18 protein-coding genes are annotated in these 20,618 nt (G+C 46.8%); 10 read left to right on the forward strand and 8 right to left on the reverse strand.

Features of this window, described 5'->3' with window-relative positions; translation table 11 throughout:
- Nucleotides 1-231: 231 nt before the first annotated feature.
- Both SK066_RS21975 and SK066_RS21980 read right to left on the reverse strand, forming a co-directional pair.
- Complete coding sequence (locus SK066_RS21975; protein ID WP_320543018.1) at nt 232-840, reverse strand: TetR/AcrR family transcriptional regulator; 609 nt, start codon at nt 838-840, stop codon at nt 232-234.
- 56 nt (nt 841-896) lie between these two features.
- Entirely contained in the window at nt 897-2,036 is a 1,140-nt protein-coding gene (locus SK066_RS21980; protein WP_320543019.1) for an N-acetyldiaminopimelate deacetylase, read from the reverse strand.
- A 149-nt stretch (nt 2,037-2,185) separates the two neighbouring features.
- On the opposite strand from SK066_RS21980, the gene SK066_RS21985 reads away from it, so the two are divergent.
- Nucleotides 2,186-2,584 (forward strand): Imm8 family immunity protein, encoded by a 399-nt coding sequence (locus SK066_RS21985; protein WP_320543020.1) that lies wholly within the window; start codon nt 2,186-2,188, stop codon nt 2,582-2,584.
- 107 nt (nt 2,585-2,691) lie between these two features.
- Here SK066_RS21985 and dapD read toward each other — a convergent pair whose 3' ends face one another.
- Nucleotides 2,692-3,405 carry a 2,3,4,5-tetrahydropyridine-2,6-dicarboxylate N-acetyltransferase gene (gene dapD / locus SK066_RS21990; RefSeq protein ID WP_320543021.1) on the reverse strand — a complete coding sequence of 238 codons (714 nt, stop codon included), beginning with the start codon at nt 3,403-3,405 and terminating at the stop codon, nt 2,692-2,694.
- Between the two features lie 686 nt (nt 3,406-4,091).
- Here dapD and SK066_RS21995 point away from each other — a divergent pair.
- On the forward strand, nt 4,092-5,198 hold the full coding sequence (locus tag SK066_RS21995) for a cohesin domain-containing protein (protein WP_320543022.1): 1,107 nt from the start codon (nt 4,092-4,094) through the stop codon (nt 5,196-5,198).
- Between the two features lie 164 nt (nt 5,199-5,362).
- Nucleotides 5,363-5,560: a hypothetical protein gene (locus SK066_RS22000; protein WP_320543023.1), complete on the forward strand. Its 198-nt coding sequence runs from the start codon at nt 5,363-5,365 to the stop codon at nt 5,558-5,560.
- Between the two features lie 324 nt (nt 5,561-5,884).
- On the opposite strand, the gene SK066_RS22005 is transcribed toward SK066_RS22000, so the two are convergent.
- From SK066_RS22005 to SK066_RS22015, 3 genes are all read right to left on the reverse strand, one after another.
- Entirely contained in the window at nt 5,885-6,571 is a 687-nt protein-coding gene (locus SK066_RS22005; RefSeq protein WP_320543024.1) for a hypothetical protein, read from the reverse strand.
- Between the two features lie 228 nt (nt 6,572-6,799).
- Nucleotides 6,800-7,951, reverse strand: coding sequence for a CgeB family protein (locus SK066_RS22010; RefSeq protein ID WP_320543025.1), 1,152 nt, complete (start codon nt 7,949-7,951; stop codon nt 6,800-6,802).
- 190 nt (nt 7,952-8,141) lie between these two features.
- Complete coding sequence (locus SK066_RS22015) at nt 8,142-9,212, reverse strand: branched-chain amino acid aminotransferase (RefSeq protein WP_320543026.1); 1,071 nt, start codon at nt 9,210-9,212, stop codon at nt 8,142-8,144.
- A 435-nt stretch (nt 9,213-9,647) separates the two neighbouring features.
- Between SK066_RS22015 and SK066_RS22020 the strand changes: the two genes are divergently transcribed.
- On the forward strand, nt 9,648-10,475 hold the full coding sequence (locus tag SK066_RS22020; RefSeq protein WP_320543027.1) for a class I SAM-dependent methyltransferase: 828 nt from the start codon (nt 9,648-9,650) through the stop codon (nt 10,473-10,475).
- 203 nt (nt 10,476-10,678) lie between these two features.
- Here the strand turns inward: SK066_RS22020 and SK066_RS22025 are convergent, their stop codons facing one another.
- Complete coding sequence (locus SK066_RS22025) at nt 10,679-11,272, reverse strand: YjgB family protein (protein ID WP_320543028.1); 594 nt, start codon at nt 11,270-11,272, stop codon at nt 10,679-10,681.
- Between the two features lie 378 nt (nt 11,273-11,650).
- Here SK066_RS22025 and SK066_RS22030 point away from each other — a divergent pair, with 378 nt between their 5' ends.
- From SK066_RS22030 to SK066_RS22055, 6 genes are all read left to right on the forward strand, one after another.
- Nucleotides 11,651-13,282: an NAD(P)H-binding protein gene (locus SK066_RS22030; RefSeq protein WP_320543029.1), complete on the forward strand. Its 1,632-nt coding sequence runs from the start codon at nt 11,651-11,653 to the stop codon at nt 13,280-13,282.
- A gap of 160 nt (nt 13,283-13,442) precedes the next feature.
- Nucleotides 13,443-14,672, forward strand: coding sequence for a peptidase T (pepT, locus tag SK066_RS22035; RefSeq protein ID WP_320543030.1), 1,230 nt, complete (start codon nt 13,443-13,445; stop codon nt 14,670-14,672).
- Between the two features lie 220 nt (nt 14,673-14,892).
- Nucleotides 14,893-16,011, forward strand: coding sequence for a 5-methyltetrahydropteroyltriglutamate--homocysteine S-methyltransferase (locus SK066_RS22040; protein WP_320543031.1), 1,119 nt, complete (start codon nt 14,893-14,895; stop codon nt 16,009-16,011).
- Between the two features lie 443 nt (nt 16,012-16,454).
- Nucleotides 16,455-16,721 (forward strand): YkgJ family cysteine cluster protein, encoded by a 267-nt coding sequence (locus SK066_RS22045; protein ID WP_188775896.1) that lies wholly within the window; start codon nt 16,455-16,457, stop codon nt 16,719-16,721.
- Between the two features lie 311 nt (nt 16,722-17,032).
- The gene (locus tag SK066_RS22050; protein WP_407673719.1) at nt 17,033-17,869 is read left to right on the forward strand and encodes a methyl-accepting chemotaxis protein; all 837 of its coding nucleotides are present in this window, start codon (nt 17,033-17,035) and stop codon (nt 17,867-17,869) included.
- A gap of 135 nt (nt 17,870-18,004) precedes the next feature.
- Nucleotides 18,005-18,844, forward strand: coding sequence for a methyl-accepting chemotaxis protein (locus SK066_RS22055; protein ID WP_188776078.1), 840 nt, complete (start codon nt 18,005-18,007; stop codon nt 18,842-18,844).
- A gap of 340 nt (nt 18,845-19,184) precedes the next feature.
- Here SK066_RS22055 and SK066_RS22060 read toward each other — a convergent pair whose 3' ends face one another.
- Complete coding sequence (locus SK066_RS22060) at nt 19,185-20,381, reverse strand: aminotransferase-like domain-containing protein (protein ID WP_320543032.1); 1,197 nt, start codon at nt 20,379-20,381, stop codon at nt 19,185-19,187.
- Nucleotides 20,382-20,618 lie beyond the last annotated feature (237 nt).

A 20,618-nucleotide genomic window follows, 5' to 3' on the forward strand; every position in this document is an offset into this window, starting at 1 on the left:
TCTATGTGAATCACATCTAGGATGAACAAGCCAAAAAAGCAGGTGAGCTATTCACGCTCTCCTGCTTTTTACGTTATCAATATAGTGTTGCATGATCGCTATATAGCAGCTTGATAGCATATTTTCATTCATAAACGCGATAATTACATTACAGCTCTGAATGATTCCTACTACCACATTTCCAGCTTGATTCGCTCATTGCAACGCTCTTGTCTGTCTCGTCATTCAGATCTATGCGCCACTCGGATCAATCATATGTCTACTCACGAGCGATAACACCAGGCGAGTCACCGTACGTAGACGTGCTTCATCCATACCTGCACGTGCCGAGAAAACAAGCGCAAGACGCTCATGTGCTAGAAATTGTGCTAACGCCGTTACATCTTCATCTGCCGCTAGCTCTTGCTGCTGAATCGCTCGCTCCAGCAGGGACTGAAACACCTGCTCAATACGCTGCTGATTCTGCTGCACATAATCCTGTAGCTCCGCATCTCGCCCTGCTTCTTCTACCGCACTCGCAATAATAAAACATTCCGAAGATAGCTCGGGATGAAGCAGCGTATCCACCATCGTTGCAAAAACCTGCTCCAGCAGTGGCAATATCGCTCCCTGCTCTGTCAGCATCGCTTCCAGCATATTAGCCTTACCATCCATATAGAGTTTGACCGCTGCAATAAAAAGCTCGCGCTTCGTTCCATACGTATCATATAGACTCTGACGCGCGATCCCCAGCTCCTTGAGCAAATCCGGCAATGTCGCTCCTTCATATCCGTGAACACCAAAAGCCTTCATCGCTCGATGCAGCACAGCTGTGGTATCAAATGCTTTTGTTCTAGCCATTCACGCTTTGCCTCCTGTATCCCGTACTTCCTTTGTTACTACTCCTACAGCTTCCGTTATACCGTCACAGCGCCAGCCGACTGCCAGCGCAGATAATCCGTCACTGTGCGCACAGCCACATCGATTGCAGCCTCACTCGGCTCCAGCTTCGCGTGGTGCAGGCCATACGGCGTATCCACACCAAGCCAGAACATAAAGCCCGGAATACGTTCTAGAAAATAACCGAAATCCTCACCCGTCATCGCTTCGGTGCATTCAAATAGCGTCACATCGTCACGCTTCGCGAGCCAGCTCATAAATTCAGCCGTCAGCTTCTCTTCATTATACACCTGCATATAGTTAGCGCCCCAGTCAATCTCAGCGCGACAGTCGAAGCCTGCTTCAATACCCTTGACCAGCGCTTCAATGCGTGATTTGATCAGCACCATCGTCTCTGCGGATAGCGTACGAATTGTGCCCTCCAGCCTTGCCCGCTCGGCGATAATATTTTGCTTCGTACCGCCTTCAATTTTGCCGATCGTAATGACAGCCGAATCGAGCGGATTCACATTGCGCGCCACAATACTTTGCAATTGTCCAACCAGCTGGCAGCCAGCCACCACCATATCGTTAGCACGATGCGGATACGCCGCATGTCCACCCGTACCGATCAGATCGATGAACAGCTCCGATGTATTCGCAAACAGGATGCCCTGCCGAACGGCAATCGTACCGACCGGATACTCTGGCGCAACATGTAGCCCGATCATTTGCTCCGGCATCCAATCTGCTAGCTCTGCACTCGCCAGCATCGGCTGCGCCCCACCAGGCCCTTCCTCAGCAGGTTGGAAAATAACGATCAGATCATCCTCCATCCGCTGCTGTACCATCGCAGTCAGCACGCCGAGCCCAATCGTCATATGCAGATCATGCCCACATGCGTGCATATAGCCAGGATGCTCACTTTTAAAATCATAACCCGTTTCTTCTACAATTGGCAGTCCATCCATATCCGCACGGTAGCCAAAGCGGCGCTTCGGCGCGGTGCCATGTGTATAGACGAGAATACCTGTTTTCCACGTGCGTACCTCGATATGCTCCTGTGGTAATGTTGCAATATAATCCAGCAAATAACGCTGCGTTTTAAACTCCTGAAATCCCGCTTCTGGAATGCGGTGTAGATCACGACGAATATCGATCAGATTAAGGTTAGTCATCACAAATACTCCTTTAACTCTGGTAAAATAAACAATAATAACCGCAGGTAAAATGGATTAACACATTCATGCGAATCCCTAGAGACTACAGATACAGATACAGATACAGATACAGATACAGACCTATTTTATGACACGGAGGCTTTGAAATGAAGAAAAAGAAATCGACACCGCTAAAGCTCCAGGTTAAATATTATCACTCACCCGATATCGATCACATTGAGCAATGGATGCCCGACAACGATAATGTCTATTATCATTTGGAGATGGCAATTGGCTTGCAGGATGAACAAAGGGCTGATCTGTATTTTGTCATCATTGCCACTCCAGCTGGATTAGCTGAAGCTCGGCAAAGACATAGTTCGCTCAAGTCAGCTACTCATACGCGTATGATCGTACTGGATCACTACGCATGGAAAGACGTAGTAGCTCGAATTGAATCTGTTCTCGACTCGATTACGATCCTTGATCGGCAAGATTCGTTAGATGAGTTGCTCCATCATTTCAACTGGGAATATGAGCGTAACAATGCGACGAATGAGGACTGAGTTAATCGATCCTATTTATACTAGCAAAACGCTTCATTTAGATCATAAGAAGGCTGTCACCATTTTACTGTGACAGCCTTCTTTATTGGGGAACATTATGATTTTGCTTACAGTGTACGCAGGTCTTGCAGGATTTCGGTTTTGGACTTTGTTTTGTCGTCCACTTGCTTGATCACGCGTGCAGGTGTACCTGCAACAACGGAGAATGGAGGCACATCTTGCGTTACAACTGCGCCTGCGGCAACAACTGCACCTTCACCGATACGTACGCCTTCCAGTACAACAACGTTCGCACCGATCAATACATCGTCCTCAACGACAACTGGCTGTGCGCTTGGTGGCTCGATTACGCCTGCCAGTACGGAGCCTGCGCCGATGTGACACATTTTACCGACCTGTACACGACCGCCCAGTACAGCGCCCATATCGATCATTGTACCTTCACCGATCACAACACCGATGTTGATTACCGCGCCCATCATAATAACCGCGTTGTCGCCGATCGATACCATTTCACGAATAAATGCGCCCGGCTCGATACGTGCGTTGATGTTTTTCATGTCCAGCAGTGGGATCGCCGAGTTGCGACGGTCGCTCTCTACTACATGGTCTTCGATCTTCGCACTGTTTTCAGCCAGTACGCCTTGAATGTCAGCCCAGTCGCCGAAGATCACGCCTGTGTTGCCGTTAATGAATGTTTTTACATCTTCAGGGAACGTCAGACCTGTCAGATCACCTTTCAGGTGTACCTTCACCGGGGTTTTCTTTTTGCTTGTTTTGATCAGATTAATAATTTCATGCGTGTTCATCTCAGTAGACATATGTAGATGACAGCTCCTTTTTCATTATGATATCACCGCATCCTGCTCGGGGCGGTGTGCTCTATTCAACCGTATGACCTGCGCGGTCATAACCGAATGTACGGACACAGTTAGCTCCTGCTTCGAAGCTACATCCTTTATAGCACATATTGAAGACCCCTCGCAATTGATGGATGATATTTACACCAAATGTTTATACAGATAGTGCATGTGGGGATTTTGGATAAAGGTAGGTGGGGTATAAGCGCGAGGTACTCTAGCGAGAAGAGAACGTATATGAAGGAGCTGAACTGAGCTATTTTACGAATTATGTTAACATGTCTATTTTAGTATCATCTTGATTCCTTTTTCTGCAAATTTATCAACAAGAACCCATAAAAGTACATAAAATAAACTTCAAGCATTTTGTAGTATTAATATATATAATTTCTCGTCCAATAAAATAAAAGGGAAACAACTTAGATAGCACTATACATAGAGCGACTTAGCTACAAGCAGTAATACAGAAACAGACCATTCGCGGCTTGCCACATATCACAGATCAATTCAAATATCTCAGGTAGACTAACAACAGATTTACAAGATATATGAATATCGAAGTCGAAAATGATCCAAAGCATTTTTTAAAATGGAGTTTTCCATGTCTAACATGGCTCAAATATAAAATAAAAGGGGTTTTATTTCGCATGAGAATGAAGTTTGCTTTAGGTTTATTATGTACTCTTCTCTTAAGTATGACGTTTGCTTTTAACACAGCATCTGCAAAATCAGTTTTACGCCATGAGATGGATACAAACCCATTTAACAGAGGTACTGTTTCTAATGGCATTTGGAGCGATACCAATAGTGATACTTCTTCAACTGCATCTTATACGGGTGCTAACACTGCGGTATGGAATAATGCATGGGCGTATGACAATACGAAAGATTATGAATTAGTAGCAAAATATAATATTATCGCAACTGGTGCTAATAGTGCTGCTCAACTCGATCTTGGTTTAGTCAAAATCGGGTATATCAGAACCGATACAAAGGATTGGCTAATTAAAGGCATATCGATCCGCGATGGAAATTCATGGCAAAACATCTCCATGGATACTACAGGCAACCATGAGTGGCGAGTATCCTATCAAGCAGATAAGAACTTTATAATCTATAAAGATGGTACAGAAGTATACCGTAATAAAATATCCTCGCTAATACCAAGTAAAACGTTCCTGATCGATAATATTGTAAGAAATTCAACGGCGAGCATTGATTATATTTATATCAATGACGTTATCGCTCCAGTGGCACCGATGAATCTGAAAGCAACAGCTAAAGATACAACAGCTCTTTTAACATGGGATGCTTCCAATGTAGCGACAAACTATACAGTTTCTCGTTCAGTTTATGCAGAAGGTCCTTTTGAGCAGATCGCTCAAAATATTAAAGAAACCACTTTTAATGATACAGCAGTCAAAGCCGGAAACACATACTATTATACTGTAAAAGCTATAAACGAATCTGGTACAAGTCCAGCTTCCAACATCGCAAGCGTAACCTTTGAAGCTCCACGTATTCCATTGCTGGATGTGATCATCGCACCAGAAACCATAAAAGTCGGTGAAACGTTCACTGCGGATATCGCACTGAAAAACGTACAGGATATCTACGCAGAAGACTTTTCTCTCAGCTACGATCCAACACTCGTTCAATACGTTGGCTACGAAGCAGTAACAGGCTACAAAGTCTACAACGAAACGAAAGACACACCAGGCGCACTGCTGCCAGCCAGGGTAAATCCTTCGTAATTAACAATGATACAACAATCGTAAAACTGAAATTCAAAGCAATCGCTCCAGGTAACGCGAAGATTGATGCACTCAAAGCACATATTGCCGATACAACAAAAGAATACGATCTGGAAACAGCTAACGTACTAGAAGACACCATCCTGATCGAGAAACCCCGTTTTTTGGACGTAGATAGATCTGGTCAGTACACATTGCTGGATCTATCGCTGGATGCATTCTACTTCGGTATGAACGCTGCTGATACGAACAAAGACCTGCATGATGCTGACCAGACTGAGGATGATAAAGTCGGCGACGATGACTTGACGTACATCGTTGATCAGATCCTGCAAAACAAAGAGTACGCACCAAACAAATAAGTAACATGCATCATGTCTGTTTAGTCACTACATCTACTCGGACATAATGTGTATTGAATAGCCAGCTGCCGAGCCTCAGCTCTAGTTGTCGCTTTATCGTTAGGGCCATTATAGTTAGAGCTCCACAGTTATAGCGTTACAATCGAAAAAAGTCAGCCGCTATCTAAACTGTACCCTACAAGACGAACACTTTGAAAAAAGGTATCTTGTAGAGTATGGTTCAATCCTAGGCTGACTTTTTCTTTTCATTCTATGGCGTATACATGCCAAGCATGCATATTCACTATCATTTCTACTCCATCACACCTCTACCAACTCGTTCAATCAGCCAAATTCTCTATGTACCGCATCTCTCACCGCTTCAAAAAAATCTCGATTCCGCTGACTATAATTCGGCTTATTCAAAATCTCAAATGTACGCTCGACCCCTCTTTTAATTAACACTGGATCTTCAGTAAGCAATCCATAGCTGACAATCGTTACACAACAGTTAAATAGATCACTACCCGGCCACTGATGCGTTCGTTTAGTCAAATATTCTTCCACTGCCTTACTCTGATCCACGCGCGGTAGCAAATATGCGCTTTCCGCCATCATAATTTGCTCACAGGCTTGTCTAGCGGCCTCTTCTATATTGTCAGCGGTAACGTTCACTTGTTTCCTGTCATCTGTAACGGTTGACAATTTCTCTGTCGGGGCATACTTACTCACCCAGGAACCAAAGCCAACGGTAGGATGAGAAATCGCAGTAATCTCATGCTTACTTAAAAATTCATTCAGTCGTTCGGTTGCCGCAATATAACGACATCCCAATGTTGAGAAAACCGTATAAGGCGGCTGAGCATGACTCAAATGACTGTCCAGGTGCCACTCCACATCAGGATAAGCTTTTTTCAGAAAAGTATAATCTGTAGTTGAATAACTTTTGACGGGTATGTAATCGTGCTCTGCAATCAATGCTCCTAAGTGGGTGTAGAACTGCTTGCGAATGGCTTCTTTTTGTCCACGCATAAGAAATGTGTGCCTGCTTGTACTACCAAGCTCCTGCTTAACGTATTCAGCAGACTTCTCCTTTCATTAGTTTAGATCAATTAAAAAACAGAAATACTTGTTTAGCAATACTTTATTTTGACTATCTATACATACAAAAAAGACCCGCCACAACAATCCTTATGTTGATAGGTCGGGTCTGTCACATTTATGAAAGGAGTTCTATAACGACATGTATATCTTAATCACTTATATCGCTACGAGCTGCAAGCAACTCATGATTTCCTGAGCACGATGAACATACGTATGATGATTCAAAATATGCTCCCGAATCGCCATCGTCAGCTCGATTCGTTGCTCTGGATGGGTTAAGAAATAATCTGCTTTAATAACAAGATCCTCTAGATCGTGGAAGCTAATCTCCTCGCTAACCCCTGGAAAGACGATATCCATATCCGTCTTATAGTCACTCAACACAAAGGCACCTGAAGCAAAAACATCAAATACGCGGTTGTTTACCGAGGTTTCAAGCTGTAGCGACGAAATATTTAAATTCACCGCGTATTGCTGATACGTGGCGGATAAATGCGCATAAGGAACTGGCTCATGATAAATAATACTGGATGGATGCCCTGTTTGCTGCGAAGCACCATATACATGCAAATCTACACCAGACAAATTACTCAAAATGTTATTTCTGTAAATCGAGCTTCCCTGTGCATGGATGGAATAATAAATATACTTATAAAACAATAAAGGCTGCTGTTGGCGAACAGCTTGGACAGCTTGGAATTGAGTAAGCTGCTCGGCAGCCTGACAGATTTCATGTAATGGCTGGTCGAAGTTATTCAGCTTCTCCTTAATTACATAATTAATAAACATTTGCTCCAGTGACTCTTCTTTCCTAAATTGGCTTTCACCCAGACTACCTACAAAGGCAAGCGTTCCTTCCTCTTGCAGTGCATAAGGATGCACGTAAAACTTCTTCTCATTCGTAGCCAGCATAATAGGATGCACATTCAGTACACCACGACCCTGTAGTAGCTCCTGACAATGCTTATCCCATACAAAATGATAATAATATTCAGGATATTGTATAAATTCCTGTTCAAATTGCTCATCCAATACAAACAATGGATTATCATAATGCAGGCATACTACGGGAATATTACTTTCTCTGAGTAAAAAATGGCCATCTGAGCTTTTTAAAATTCCTACAAATCCATATCCCAACACGATATCCGGTTTGAAATCGAGCATATTTTGGTAGTCTGTATTGTTAAAGCCCTTATGTATTTTTACCAAAAGAACATCGTGTTGCAACGCCTCAAATGCTTGTTTGTAGTCATCAATAACATGAGGAGCAATAATTCCATTTCCAGATAAAAGAACAATTCTCATCCTGTTCTCCTCTTTTCTTATTAATCTTCATTAGGTTGATATTTTATCTAGCTAACTGTCTTGTTTTCTATCATAGCACAGGCACAATTAATGAGCATATAAAAAGAATGGACTCTTTTATAAAAGAGCCCATTCTTTGTTATGAGTATACTTTTATCTTTCTATTTTAAAAGGAAAGTATAGTTGTTCCTCACTTCACTTCCAGCGTCCAGCCAAACGGATCTTCCTCGACACCCTTCTGGATACCAGTCAGTGTCTCGTACAGCTTCGCGGACAGCTCGCCTGTTTTGCCTTCGTTGATCAGCATTTTCTCGCCCTGCCAGTTCAGCTCGCCCATTGGGGAGATGACGGCTGCGGTGCCTGTGCCGAATGCTTCTTCCAGCGTACCTGCTTTGTGGGCTTCTTCCAGCTCATCGATCGACAGCAGGCGCTCCTCCACTGGGATATTCCAGTGCTTGAGCAGCTGAATGATCGAATCACGTGTGATCCCGTTCAGGATACTGCCGTTCAGGGCAGGCGTTACAACGGTGCCGTCGATTTTGAAGAAGACGTTCATGCTGCCGACTTCCTCGATATATTTACGATGCACGCCATCCAGCCAGAGCACTTGAGAATAACCCAGCTCGGTAGCGCCTTCCTGTGCTTTCAGTCCAGCTGCGTAGTTACCCGCGGTTTTCGCCATGCCTACGCCACCTGGAACGGCACGTACGTACTTGGATTCCACGTAGATTTTAACCGGATTGATCCCTTCTGCATAGTAAGCAGCAACCGGGGACAGAATGATCATGAATTTGTATTTCAGCGATGGGGCAACGCCCAGCGCAGGCTCAGTCGCAATAACGAATGGGCGCACATACAGGGATGTACCTTCGCCCTCCGGAATCCAATCCTTGTCGAGCAGGATCAGCTGACGCAGTGCTTCCAGTGCGATCTCTGGATCGATCTCTGGAATGCTCAGACGCTCATTGGACAGGTTTAGACGCTCAATGTTTTTTGTGGGACGGAACATGAGGATGCGTCCATCTTCAGCAAGATATGCTTTCAGACCCTCGAAAATGGTCTGACCGTAATGGAATACCTTTGCTGCTGGGTCCAGGCTAATATTTTGATAAGGAACGATGCGTGCATCGTGCCAGCCTATGCCTTGCTCATAGTCCAGAATGAACATATGATCTGTAAATTTGCTTCCGAATACGAGCCCCTGTGTAGCTGGCTTCTCTTTCGGTGTGGTTGTCTTTTCGATCTTGATCTCGATACTCATCGCCATGTCTCCTTACGGATAGTCCTAATTAATTATGATTTCATTAAATCATATCACTTTTAACCCTTTTGCGAAAATAGCAAAATAGAACAGATGCGAGTCTAGTTTGTGCTTGAGGCATAATCGACCGATGTTGTAAGCGTTCTACTCGCTGCTGTGCTTCGCTAAACGGCTCGTTTTAACGTTATCCTCTATCTTCTTTTTTTCTAAAACAGAAAATGTACATCGGCTACATAAGTGTACGAATAGGACAAACTACTTACAGATTACGTATAGATACGATGCGCTGACGATGCAAGCATCCAAATATGCTATACTCTGCACAGAACAGATTGGAAGCCAGCCAGAGGATCAACTGGACAACAGGCACCTATGAGAGCTTGCACAGGCAGGTATCGGATACATGATTCTATTTATGGAAGGGAGAATGTCCATATGAATATTCCTGAGAACAATTCAGTATCGAACATTAACCGCTTTAACGGATTTGATGAGCTGTATGATCGGAATCGTCCGCAGCCACCGCAATTAGTTGCCGATCTGCTGGTGAATTATTTGCAAAAGCGTCCCCGGCTGGTGCTGGATGTCGGCTGTGGAACCGGGCTGTCTACGATGATCTGGGCGGGCAAGACAGCCGAAATCATCGGCATCGATGCTAATCATGATATGCTGGGACGCGCTCAGATGAAGCTAGAGCAGCAGCCCGTGTCCGGTATATCGTTCCAGCATGGCTATTCCAATGAGCTACCCGCTTCCGCTGGTACCGTCGATGTGGTGACCTGCTCACAGTCGTTTCACTGGATGGAGCCTGCAAGTACCCTGCAAGAGGTGAAGCGTGTGCTGCGAGATGGCGGAATCTTTGCTGCCTATGATTGTGATTGGCCGCCAGTACTGAACTGGCAGCTGGAGCGTGAGTATGAGCACCTGCTTGATCTGTCTGAACGCCTACTGGATCAGCATGGCGATCCAGAGCAACAGGCAGTCAAACGGGACAAGTCCACCCATCTGCACACGTTACAGCATAGCGGGCATTTCCGCTTTGTACGCGAAATTGTGTTCCATCATACGGAGCCATGCAGTGCTGAGCGCTACACAGGGCTGCTGCTCAGTCAGGGCGGCATTCAGGCAGCCTTGAAGCTAGGCGTACCTGCCGCGCATCTTGAATCTGAGATTGGTGTGCTTAAAGCGATGGCAGATGACTTTTTCCGTGGCGGTATGATTAATGTGCTGTTCAGCTACCGAATGCGATTGGGGATTAAATAGGATCACTGTTATAACTACCATGTTATAAATGCCAGATGAACACGGATCACCAAACTGGTTGAAGATTCTGATGCGATGAATACAGATACAGATACAGATACAATGAATTTTAAAATACACCTATGTACAAGCAAAGCCGCAGGCGATGAATGCCTGCGGCTTTTTCTTTTATATGTTGGTGCTCCAGTTCCTAATGACCCGACTCACTTTTTCAGTAGATTAATATGATCCAGATCGGTGCTGCTGTTGAAGATGAACTCCAGCTTGTAGCTACCACGTACATAGGTGACCTTTGTTTGCTCGGATTTTCCTTTACCGATCTTGGATACTGCGGATGGAGCGTACCATTTTTCCCGTAGCAGCTTCATCGTGATGCCGCCGATATTCGTCTGCCGCTCTACATTTGTACCGAAGTAACGCATCTGATCGAGTACATTGCTTTTATTATAGTGAAATGCATAGCCCGGATGCCCCATATCGGCGGTGTAGTTATCATAGCCATTGGCGTTCGAGCGTGGCATCTCGGCTGGGCCGAAGCGATTGAGCACATCACTGCGCTTCGTTTTACCGATCGTAAAGCTATTCACATCACCAGGGAACTTCCCTTGTAAGGCTGGCTTATAAAAGCTGTTCAGCGTCTCTACGGCAAGCTGATGCTGATACGCCGCATCGCTACTCGCTGAGGCTGCTGCCTGTGTGGTGAAGGCTGTACTCATTCCTACTGTTCCAGCTAGTGCTACACCGGTTACCGTCGCTACCAGTGCTAATTTACGTATCGGTGCTGTCCATCTATTCATGTTCATTCCTCCTGTATTTCCCCTTCCATTACTACGTCTATACTCTGTCATTCGCTCTTCTCTGGAAGCCCTACAGACGATCTAACCAGCTCTAGTATACTGCTGTGCCTCAGCATGTAAGTTACCGTCATATCACAATCCGGTAACAATGTAGTTGCCAGCATTTTCGTTGCAGATGATCTGGCTGATCGGAAAGCCCAGCCGATGAGGTTAGTTATCTATAAAAGGTTGAAACAGCCGCAAACAGGGTATTGGAAAAACATACACTATTCATTGTCCGTAGTCTGACACTCTGTTATTACCCATGCGATAGGTGATCGATAAACGATCCCGATATCGCGCAGGTCGAACGAATATTGAAGGATTGGATGAGGTGAAATGATGAACGAGACATCCAGCAATTCCCCATTGCAACATACAACGTCGGAGAATTATGCATCCGGTAACGATACGGCAACCTCCGTAACTGATTCTACAATGACAGCAAGCACGCAGGAGCAGGTTCCTGCGGCGGACGAGACGAGTCAACGCTCTGAGTTTACAACACGTCGTCCGCGTATCGTATTAACCGGAGCGACGGGTTATATTGGCAAAAATCTATTGCAGCAGCTTGTGCGTGACTATGACATTATCGCTCTGTCACGTCATGACCGCTCCGAGCATAACAATGAGCATGTCGAATGGCGTGCCTGTGATCTATTTTCTATGTCGGCGGCAGAGAAGGCATTGGAGGGCGCCGACTATGCGATTTATTTGGTGCACTCGATGATGCCAACCGCCAAGCTGACACAAGCGAAATTTGAGGATATGGATATTATTCTGGCAGATCATTTTGCCCGTGCTGCCTGTAAGCATGGGATTAAGCAGATCGTGTACTTGAGTGGTATTATTCCGCAAAATGTTCCACGTGAGAAGCTATCTCGCCATCTACGCAGCCGGCTGGAGGTCGAGGAGGTGCTCGGCTCATGCGGCATTCCAGTGACGACCATCCGTGCGGGGCTGATCGTTGGGCCTCAGGGCTCTTCGTTCCCGATTCTAGCACGCCTGGTGCAGCGTCTGCCTGTGATGACACTGCCGGAATGGACGCGCACGCTCACGCATCCGATCGCGCTCTCTGACGTGCTACACGCCCTGCAACACAGCATTGGCTCGCCACAGCTCTATGGACGTGCGATCGATGTCGGTGGCCCGGATATTATGACGTACAAGCAGATGATGGAAAAAACGGCCGAGGTAATGGGCAAGCGACGCGTTTTCATCGATCTACCGCTACTGACGATTCATCTATCTCGTCTATGGGTCACACTGGTCACCCGTATGCCACGCGAAATGGTCTATCCACTCGTGGAAAGTCTGGCGCATCCGATGGTTGCGCATGAAGATCGAATCGTCAAAGGCATTAGCGATGGTAAAATCCCGTTTGAGGAAGCAGCACGTACGGCGCTGGAGCAGGAATCGCAGCAAAATAGCCAATCCAGCTCCAACACGCGCGCGTCCGATTCGACCGATCCAAAAGTATCCGATGTACGCTCGATTCAGCGCGTATTGTTACCCGATGGTAAAAATGCGCGCTGGGCAGGCGATTACTATATGGAATGGCTGGGACGCTTTATGCCAGCACTCGTGCGCACGCAGCGTATCGGCGAGGATCGCTACCAGGTGTTTTTACGCTTCATCGAGAAGCCGCTACTGGAGCTTACCTTCTCCCCTGAGCGTAGTGATGATGAAAGTGCGGTCTACCATATCACTGGCGGTGTGTTCGCTCGTATAAAGGAAACACATGAAGGGCGACTCGAATTTCAGCAAATTCCCGGCACACAGGAATGTGTTATCGCCATTCACGACTATATGCCATCTCTACCGTGGTTTCTGTACAAATACACACAGGCAAAAGTACATCTGATCGTCATGCATGCGTTCCGTCGACATCTGCTGCGATTGATTGCTCGTGATCAGCGGAATCAGCCTGGTTCAAGCTCCACTACTGTTTCTACTCACCGTCCCGGATGATGCGCAGCTGCGCGTCACCCGGGCTTTTTTTATCTATAGGTATACACCGTGATACATAGGCAGCGTTCCTTTTTAGGCGTGTGATTTTTTGTGCTACAATAACAGCATGAGCTGGAGCGTGCAGGATGCGCTCCCCGTATAGAGAGAGGAGTCTGACCCGATGAAACAAGAACTAATTGAACGCTTGACCTCCTACGTGCAGATCGATACCCAATCCAGTGAGGAGAGCGATACATGTCCTTCCACTCCCGGACAATGGGACCTACTGCGTCAGCTGGAGCAGGAGCTGCACACACTCGGTATGCAAGAGATCACTTTGAATGAAAATGGCTATCTGATGGCGACGCTGCCTGCGAATACCGATAAGGATGTGCCTGTAATCGGCTTTATGGCGCATGTGGACACAGCGACTGATTTTACAGGCAAAGGCGTGAAGCCACAGCTCGTAGAATATACAGGCGGAGATATCGTGCTGAATGAAGCTCAGCGTATTGTATTGTCGCCGTCTGACTTTCCAGAGCTGGAGCGTTATCACGGACATACACTGATCACAACCGACGGCACGACACTGCTCGGTGCCGATAACAAAGCCGGTATTGCCGAGATTATGACAGCGATGCATTATCTGCTGGATCATCCCGAAATCAAGCATGGTAAAATCCGCGTTGCCTTTACACCGGACGAAGAAATCGGACGCGGGCCGCATCTGTTCGACGTTGCTGCTTATGGTGCAAAATACGCCTATACCGTCGATGGTGGACCACTTGGTGAACTGGAATACGAAACCTTTAATGCTGCCGCTGCCCGCGTTGTATGCAAAGGCACCAACGTACATCCAGGCACAGCCAAAGGCAAGATGATCAACGCCTCCAAAATTGCGATGGAGCTGCATCGTCGTCTGCCTGTTGATGAAGCACCTGAATTTACCGATGGCTATGACGGCTTCTATCATCTGAGCTCCTTCCACGGCGATGTGGAGCGTGCAGAACTGTCGTATATCATCCGTGACTTTGACCGTGAATCGTTCGAGCATCGCAAAAATACAATGACCAGCATCGTCAATGAATTCCGTCAAACGTACGGTGAGGAGCAGATCGAGCTGGAGCTGCGTGACCAGTATTACAATATGCGCGAGAAGATCGAGCCGGTCATGCATATCGTTGATATCGCAGGTCAGGCGATGAAGAATCTGGATATTGAGCCGCATATCACACCGGTACGCGGAGGCACAGATGGTGCACAGCTCTCCTATATGGGCTTGCCTACGCCGAATATTTTCACAGGTGGCGAGAACTTCCACGGGAAGTATGAATATGCATCGGTCGATACAATGGTTAAGGCAACGAAAGTAATTGTGGAGATCGCTAGATTGTTTGAAGAGCAGGCATAACGTAAAGTACAACATGCTTAGATACCCTTGCCGTTCAGGCTATATCTGGGCGATCTAATACGAAGTTTATTGCTGAAATATTTGATTCCCTTTACGCATACAAATGATTATTTATACATGAAATATACATTTTAACTGTATAAATGATTTACAACGAAAGTAATCTCTGCTACGATGCAACATAACAGTTTATTCCTATAAAGAAAGTAGGTTATTGTTTATGTCATCTTCATCCTCTTTGCTGCGTACTACTGCACCGTTTCGTGCGGATCATGTAGGCAGTCTACTTCGTACTGAAAAGATCAAAAAAGCCCGTTTGCAGCATACGGCTGGTGTGATTACAGCTGAGCAGCTACGTGAACTGGAAAATGAAGAGATTCGTCGAATCGTTGCCAAGCAAGAAGAGATTGGCTTGCAGTCGATCACAGATGGCGAATTCCGCCGTGCCTGGTGGCACTTTGACTTTCTGGAAAACCTCGATGGTGTAGAAGCCTTTGAAGCGGAGCAGGGCATTCAATTCCACGGCGTTACGACGAAGCCGCGTGGTATCAAGGTCACCGATCGCATCGACTTTACGAATCATCCGCATCTGGACGATTACAAATTTCTGCACAGCATTGTGAGTGCGGATCGTACCGCCAAGATGACGATTCCAAGTCCGAATATGCTGCAATTCCGTGGTAAAGTGGCGACTGAGCGTTATGAGGACAGCGATGTATTGCTACAGGATCTCGGTCTTGCGTATCAAAAAGCACTGCGTGCCTTCTATGATGCAGGCTGCCGTTATTTACAGCTCGATGATACATCCTGGGCATCGTTCTTCTCCGAGGAAACGAAGCAAAAGCTGCGCGCCGATGGTAAAGACCCGGATCGTATGCTTGCCGATGCCGTGAAACTGCTGAATCTGTCCGTAGCGAACCGCCCGGACGATATGGTCATTACGATGCACATCTGCCGCGGTAACTTCCGCTCCACCTGGACAGCATCCGGTGGTTACGATGGTGCAGCCGATGCGATTCTGGATCAACTGAACCTGAACGGACTGTTCATGGAATTCGATGATGAGCGATCTGGCTCGCTGGACGTATTGAGTCATGTGAAGCGTAAGGATCTGCAAATCGTACTCGGTCTGGTAACGTCCAAAACAGGCGAGCTGGAAAGCAAGGATGCAATCAAACGCCGCATCGATGAAGCCGCTCGCTTCGTGAATCTGGATCAGCTGTGCCTGAGCCCACAATGCGGCTTTGCTTCTACCGAAGAAGGTAATCTGCTGACCGAAGAGCAGCAATGGGATAAGCTTCGTCATGTGATTGAGATTGCAGACGAGGTATGGTCATAATCGAATAAGCTTTGTGTTAAATCTTGCAAAAACTGCTGTATACAAGCCAGCCGTACATTGTCTTCTCCAGAGAATGTACGGCTGGCCTTTTTATGTATGTCCATGTATAGGCTTATATATGAATATACGCCCATGTATTCCTTTAGCTCATGGTAATCATTTGATCGGTGTGCACTGGAGAGGATGCTAATGATGCTTGCAATCGTCCTGGTTCCCCTGCACAGCTACGCAGCACATCCCCTCTGGACATGCTTACCAATTAACGATATGCTAAACGTCCACTCTCATCCCGGTCTAGCTACTATTGAGGCTACGAAGCCGAGCAGGCTGTTATTGGATCGCTTTGTTGCGAATCGATGCAGACGATGCTACTTTATTATAGAGCTAGCGCTACGATTCTAGCTTACGGGTTGAACGGTGTATCTGGTAAGGAGGATATATCTATGGAATGTCGTGCTGGTTGCGCTGCCTGTTGTATTGTAATCTCAATCTCATCTCCACTACCGGGGTTGCCACAGGGCAAGCCTGCGGGAATGCCCTGCCCTCATCTGACTGCGGAACGTCGCTGTGCCTTATTCGGTCAGCCTCAGCGTCCGGCTGTATGTGGCGAGCTACCTGCTTCACTGGAAATGTGTGGAACGACCGATGAGCATGCTTTTGCCTATTTGGAGGAACTGGAACGTCTCACTTCGCCCCACTCCTCTCACTAATCCCTCACTGCACGACCCCTTCCACTCTAACCCTTCACCCTGATTTTGTGCAGAATCGCGTGTCTTACGAATATATTTTTAAATTTTTTTGGGTGATTCAAATGGCGTTTTAGTGGAATTTTGCTGCATTTTCACGACTTTTCCCGCAATTTATGTATATATCTCCCATTTATACGTACTATAACTGCATAATATGGTTGAAAATATGTTTATTATCATTTTTTTACTATTACTTAGCCGCTAAATTTTCTCTTTCCCGAGCCCGATACATATACAATGTACTGTATTCTCCGAATAGGGAAGTGATCAGATTGAGTATCATTCAAGCATTGATTAAAACTGCACCGATCTTCGCTCAAGCGATGCGCGAGCAATTCACGATTTCTGTATACGACGAGACACACATTGTCTACTACTATCAGAGAGGTAACTTCGATCTTGGTTTTAAGACAGGCGATCCTGTAGCCCCTGGTTTTGAGAACTTCAAAATGCTGGAAGACAAAGTAAATCCGACACGCGTATTTTTCCCGGCAGATATGTTTGGCTATCCGTTGGAAGGGATCACAATTCCTATTCATGAAGATGGTAAGCTGGCAGCTGTATTCGGTATTTATTACGAGCAGACCAATCAGCAAAATCTAGAAGGTGTTGTATCCGAAAGTAAATCGATCTCGGAAAGTCTGGTCGATATGGTACAGCACGTTGCTTCGCATGCGCAGCAGCTGCAAGCAACAAGCGAGCAGATTTTGCAAAACAGCCGGATCACGGTCGAGAAATCGTCCAAAATCAACGAAGTCGCTTCTCTGATTAAGGAAATTTCGGAGCAAACGAACCTGCTTGGTTTGAATGCTGCGATTGAAGCTGCGCGTGTTGGTGAGCTGGGCGCTGGCTTTGGCGTGGTTGCTACCGAGGTTCGTAAGCTATCGGTCAATGCGAAGCAAGCGACAGGCGATATCGAAAATGCACTGCGCGAAGTACAGGAGTCTATCCGTAACATGGAGCGCGAGATTGAGCAGATCACTTCTTCTTCACAGGAGCAGGCAACACTTGTAGGCTCCTTTACCGATGTGATCGAGCGTTTGCAGGCGTCAAGCACAACAATGCAGGAGTTATCCGACAATCTGTATCACTATGCCGTCAAAAAATAATTCACATCCAGAATAAGCATGGTTTACACCATGCTCCGTCTGATCTGTATACAAAATGAATGCAGTTCAGACAACCCTACTGTATATAAAGAGATACACTACAGAGATTATGAGTGGAGAAGGAGTTTGAGTATTATGGGAGTGGTCGATTCTTTGTTGGGCATCATGCCATATATCGGCAAAATGCTGAGAGAGAAAGCGACGGTTAGCATGTATGACCGGAAAAAGGTGCTGTACTATGAGCAACTGGGGGATTTTGATCTTGGCTTCCGTACAGGCGTTGACCTGGCTCCGGGGTTTGAGGATTTTCAAGGGGTTGCCGATAAGGTAAATGCAACGATGGTCAGCTATCCGCAGGAGCTATTTGGCGTGCCACTGGAAGGTGTAAATATTCCAGTATACGACGGCAGTGAGCTCGTGGCGATGCTGCTCGTGATGTATGAGCAAACGAACCAGAATCATCTGGAGGCAATTATCGCAGAGAGCCGTTCGATCTCCGATAATCTGGTCGATATGGTACAGCATGTTGCTGCTCATGCAGAAGAGCTGCAAGCGACCAGTGAGCAGATTTTGGAGAACAGCCGGGTTACGGTCGAGAAATCGTCCAAAATCAATGAAGTTGCTACACTCATTAAGGAAATTTCCGAGCAAACGAATCTGCTGGGGCTGAATGCTGCGATTGAGGCTGCACGCGTCGGTGAGCTGGGCGCTGGCTTTGGCGTGGTCGCTACCGAGGTGCGCAAGCTGTCGGTCAATGCGAAGCAAGCAACGGGCGATATTGAGAATGCACTGCGTGAGGTGCAGGATTCGATTCGTAAAATGGAGCTGGAGATCGCACAGATCACTTCTTCCTCGCAGGAGCAAGCATCGCTCGTTAGCTCGTTTACCGATGTGATCGAGCGTCTGCACGGAACAAGCTCGACCATGCAGTCGCTGGCGAACAATCTGTATCATTATTCGGTTGCTTCGAAGTAAGCTGGACAGGGCTAGTCTGTAATCGCATCAGCATGTTGTAGAAGATATCGGCTAACCTATGGATGAAGTGGTTATCCGAGCTGATCACTATGAGGCGATGGACTGCTTTGGTACCGGTTTGCATGCAACGAATAGATAAAAAACCGCTATCGTATAGAACACCATACATCGGCAGAGATGAAGGACAGTCCAGGCTTAGTAGCTGGCTGTGGATTCGATCTGCTGGGTAGGTGATGCGATAGCGGTTTTTTGCTGTGAAATGCGGATGTTCTTATATATGCGTTTAATGGTACATGTATCGTATCAGTTGTCGATCCTACAGACGTTCCGATATTCCGATTCAAATACCTGCTTTTTGTTGAGCGAATACCTGCGCTAGAATATCCACGCCGCGCACGATCTGTTCGTCAGACGGAGTAGAGAAGTTCAGGCGCAATGCCTGGCATGGCTCGGATTCGTCGACAAGGAAGGCATTGCCGGGTACGACTGCGACGCCGCTGGCTGCGGCTTGCTTGCAGTAGTCCAGCATCGGGACAGAGGCAGGCAGCTCGCACCAGAGGAAGAGTCCGCCATCTGGACGAGTGAACGTGACCGCAGCGTCCATTTTTTGCTCCAGTGCTTGTAGCATCAGCTCGCTTTTACGGCGATAGACGTTACATACGAGTCCGATATGACTATCATAGTCGTATTCGGTCATAAAGCGGTGAGCGATCATTTGGGGCAGGGTCGCTGTATGTACGTCCTCGCCCTGCTTGGCGACTGCCATCTTTTGAATGACCTCGTCTGGTGCCAGCACATAGCCGACACGCAGTCCAGCAGACAGCACCTTGGAGAAGGAGCCTACGTAGATGACGCGCTGATCGGTATCCAGCGATTTGATAACAGGCACGTCCTCGCCCTGAAAGCGTAGCTCGCCGTATGGATTATCTTCGAGGATCATCACATCGTATTGGCGTGCAAGTGCGTAGATGCCTTTGCGCTTTTCAAGCGATGTGGTGATGCCTGTTGGATTCTGGAAGCTTGGGATCATGTAGATCAGCTTCACGTTCGGCTCACGCTTGAGCGCGGCTTCCAGCTGCTCCAGATCGATACCATCTGCTTCCATCGGTACACCTGCCAGACGAATCCCTGCGGAGCGGAAGGTGTTCAGTGAGCCGATAAAGCTTGGGCTTTCGCAGATGATCGTATCGCCTTCACTGCAAAATACTTTGGCTGCCAGCTCAATCCCCTGCTGTGCGCCGGAAACGACCATCAGCGAATTACCTGTCGTATCCACATGAAAACGCTGCTGCACATGACCGAGCAGGCGCTCACGTAGTGGCTCATAGCCTTCTGTCACACCATATTGAAGGGCAGCGACTGGATTCTCCAATAGAATCGACTCGGTAAAGGAACGGATTGCTTCGAGTGGAAAGGTTTCAGCAGCTGGATTCCCTGCTGCAAACGGAATAACAGAGCCGCCACCACTTGATTTTAAAATTTCACGAATGATCGATGGCTTCATCGCCGTCATTCGTTCTGCAAATTTGTAGTCCATAGTTCTCTTCTCTCCTTAGCCAAATGAAGCTGGAGCAGACAGACGATCGATAGTATTCAATGCCAGCTACCTACCGTCTCTATTCCAACTCGTTATTTGTTCTAGCTTATCGCATCTGCCTATCTGCTGGAAATAGCCTTGATCCATTTTTTTGTATAAAAATAACCCCTCGCTCCAGCAGCATCACTAGTAACGAAGGGAATTATTTTCTGAATCAAGGAATGACAGGTGCGAAGT

The organism is Paenibacillus hunanensis (genome assembly GCF_034055775.1).
Taxonomy (GTDB): domain Bacteria; phylum Bacillota; class Bacilli; order Paenibacillales; family Paenibacillaceae; genus Saccharibacillus; species Saccharibacillus hunanensis.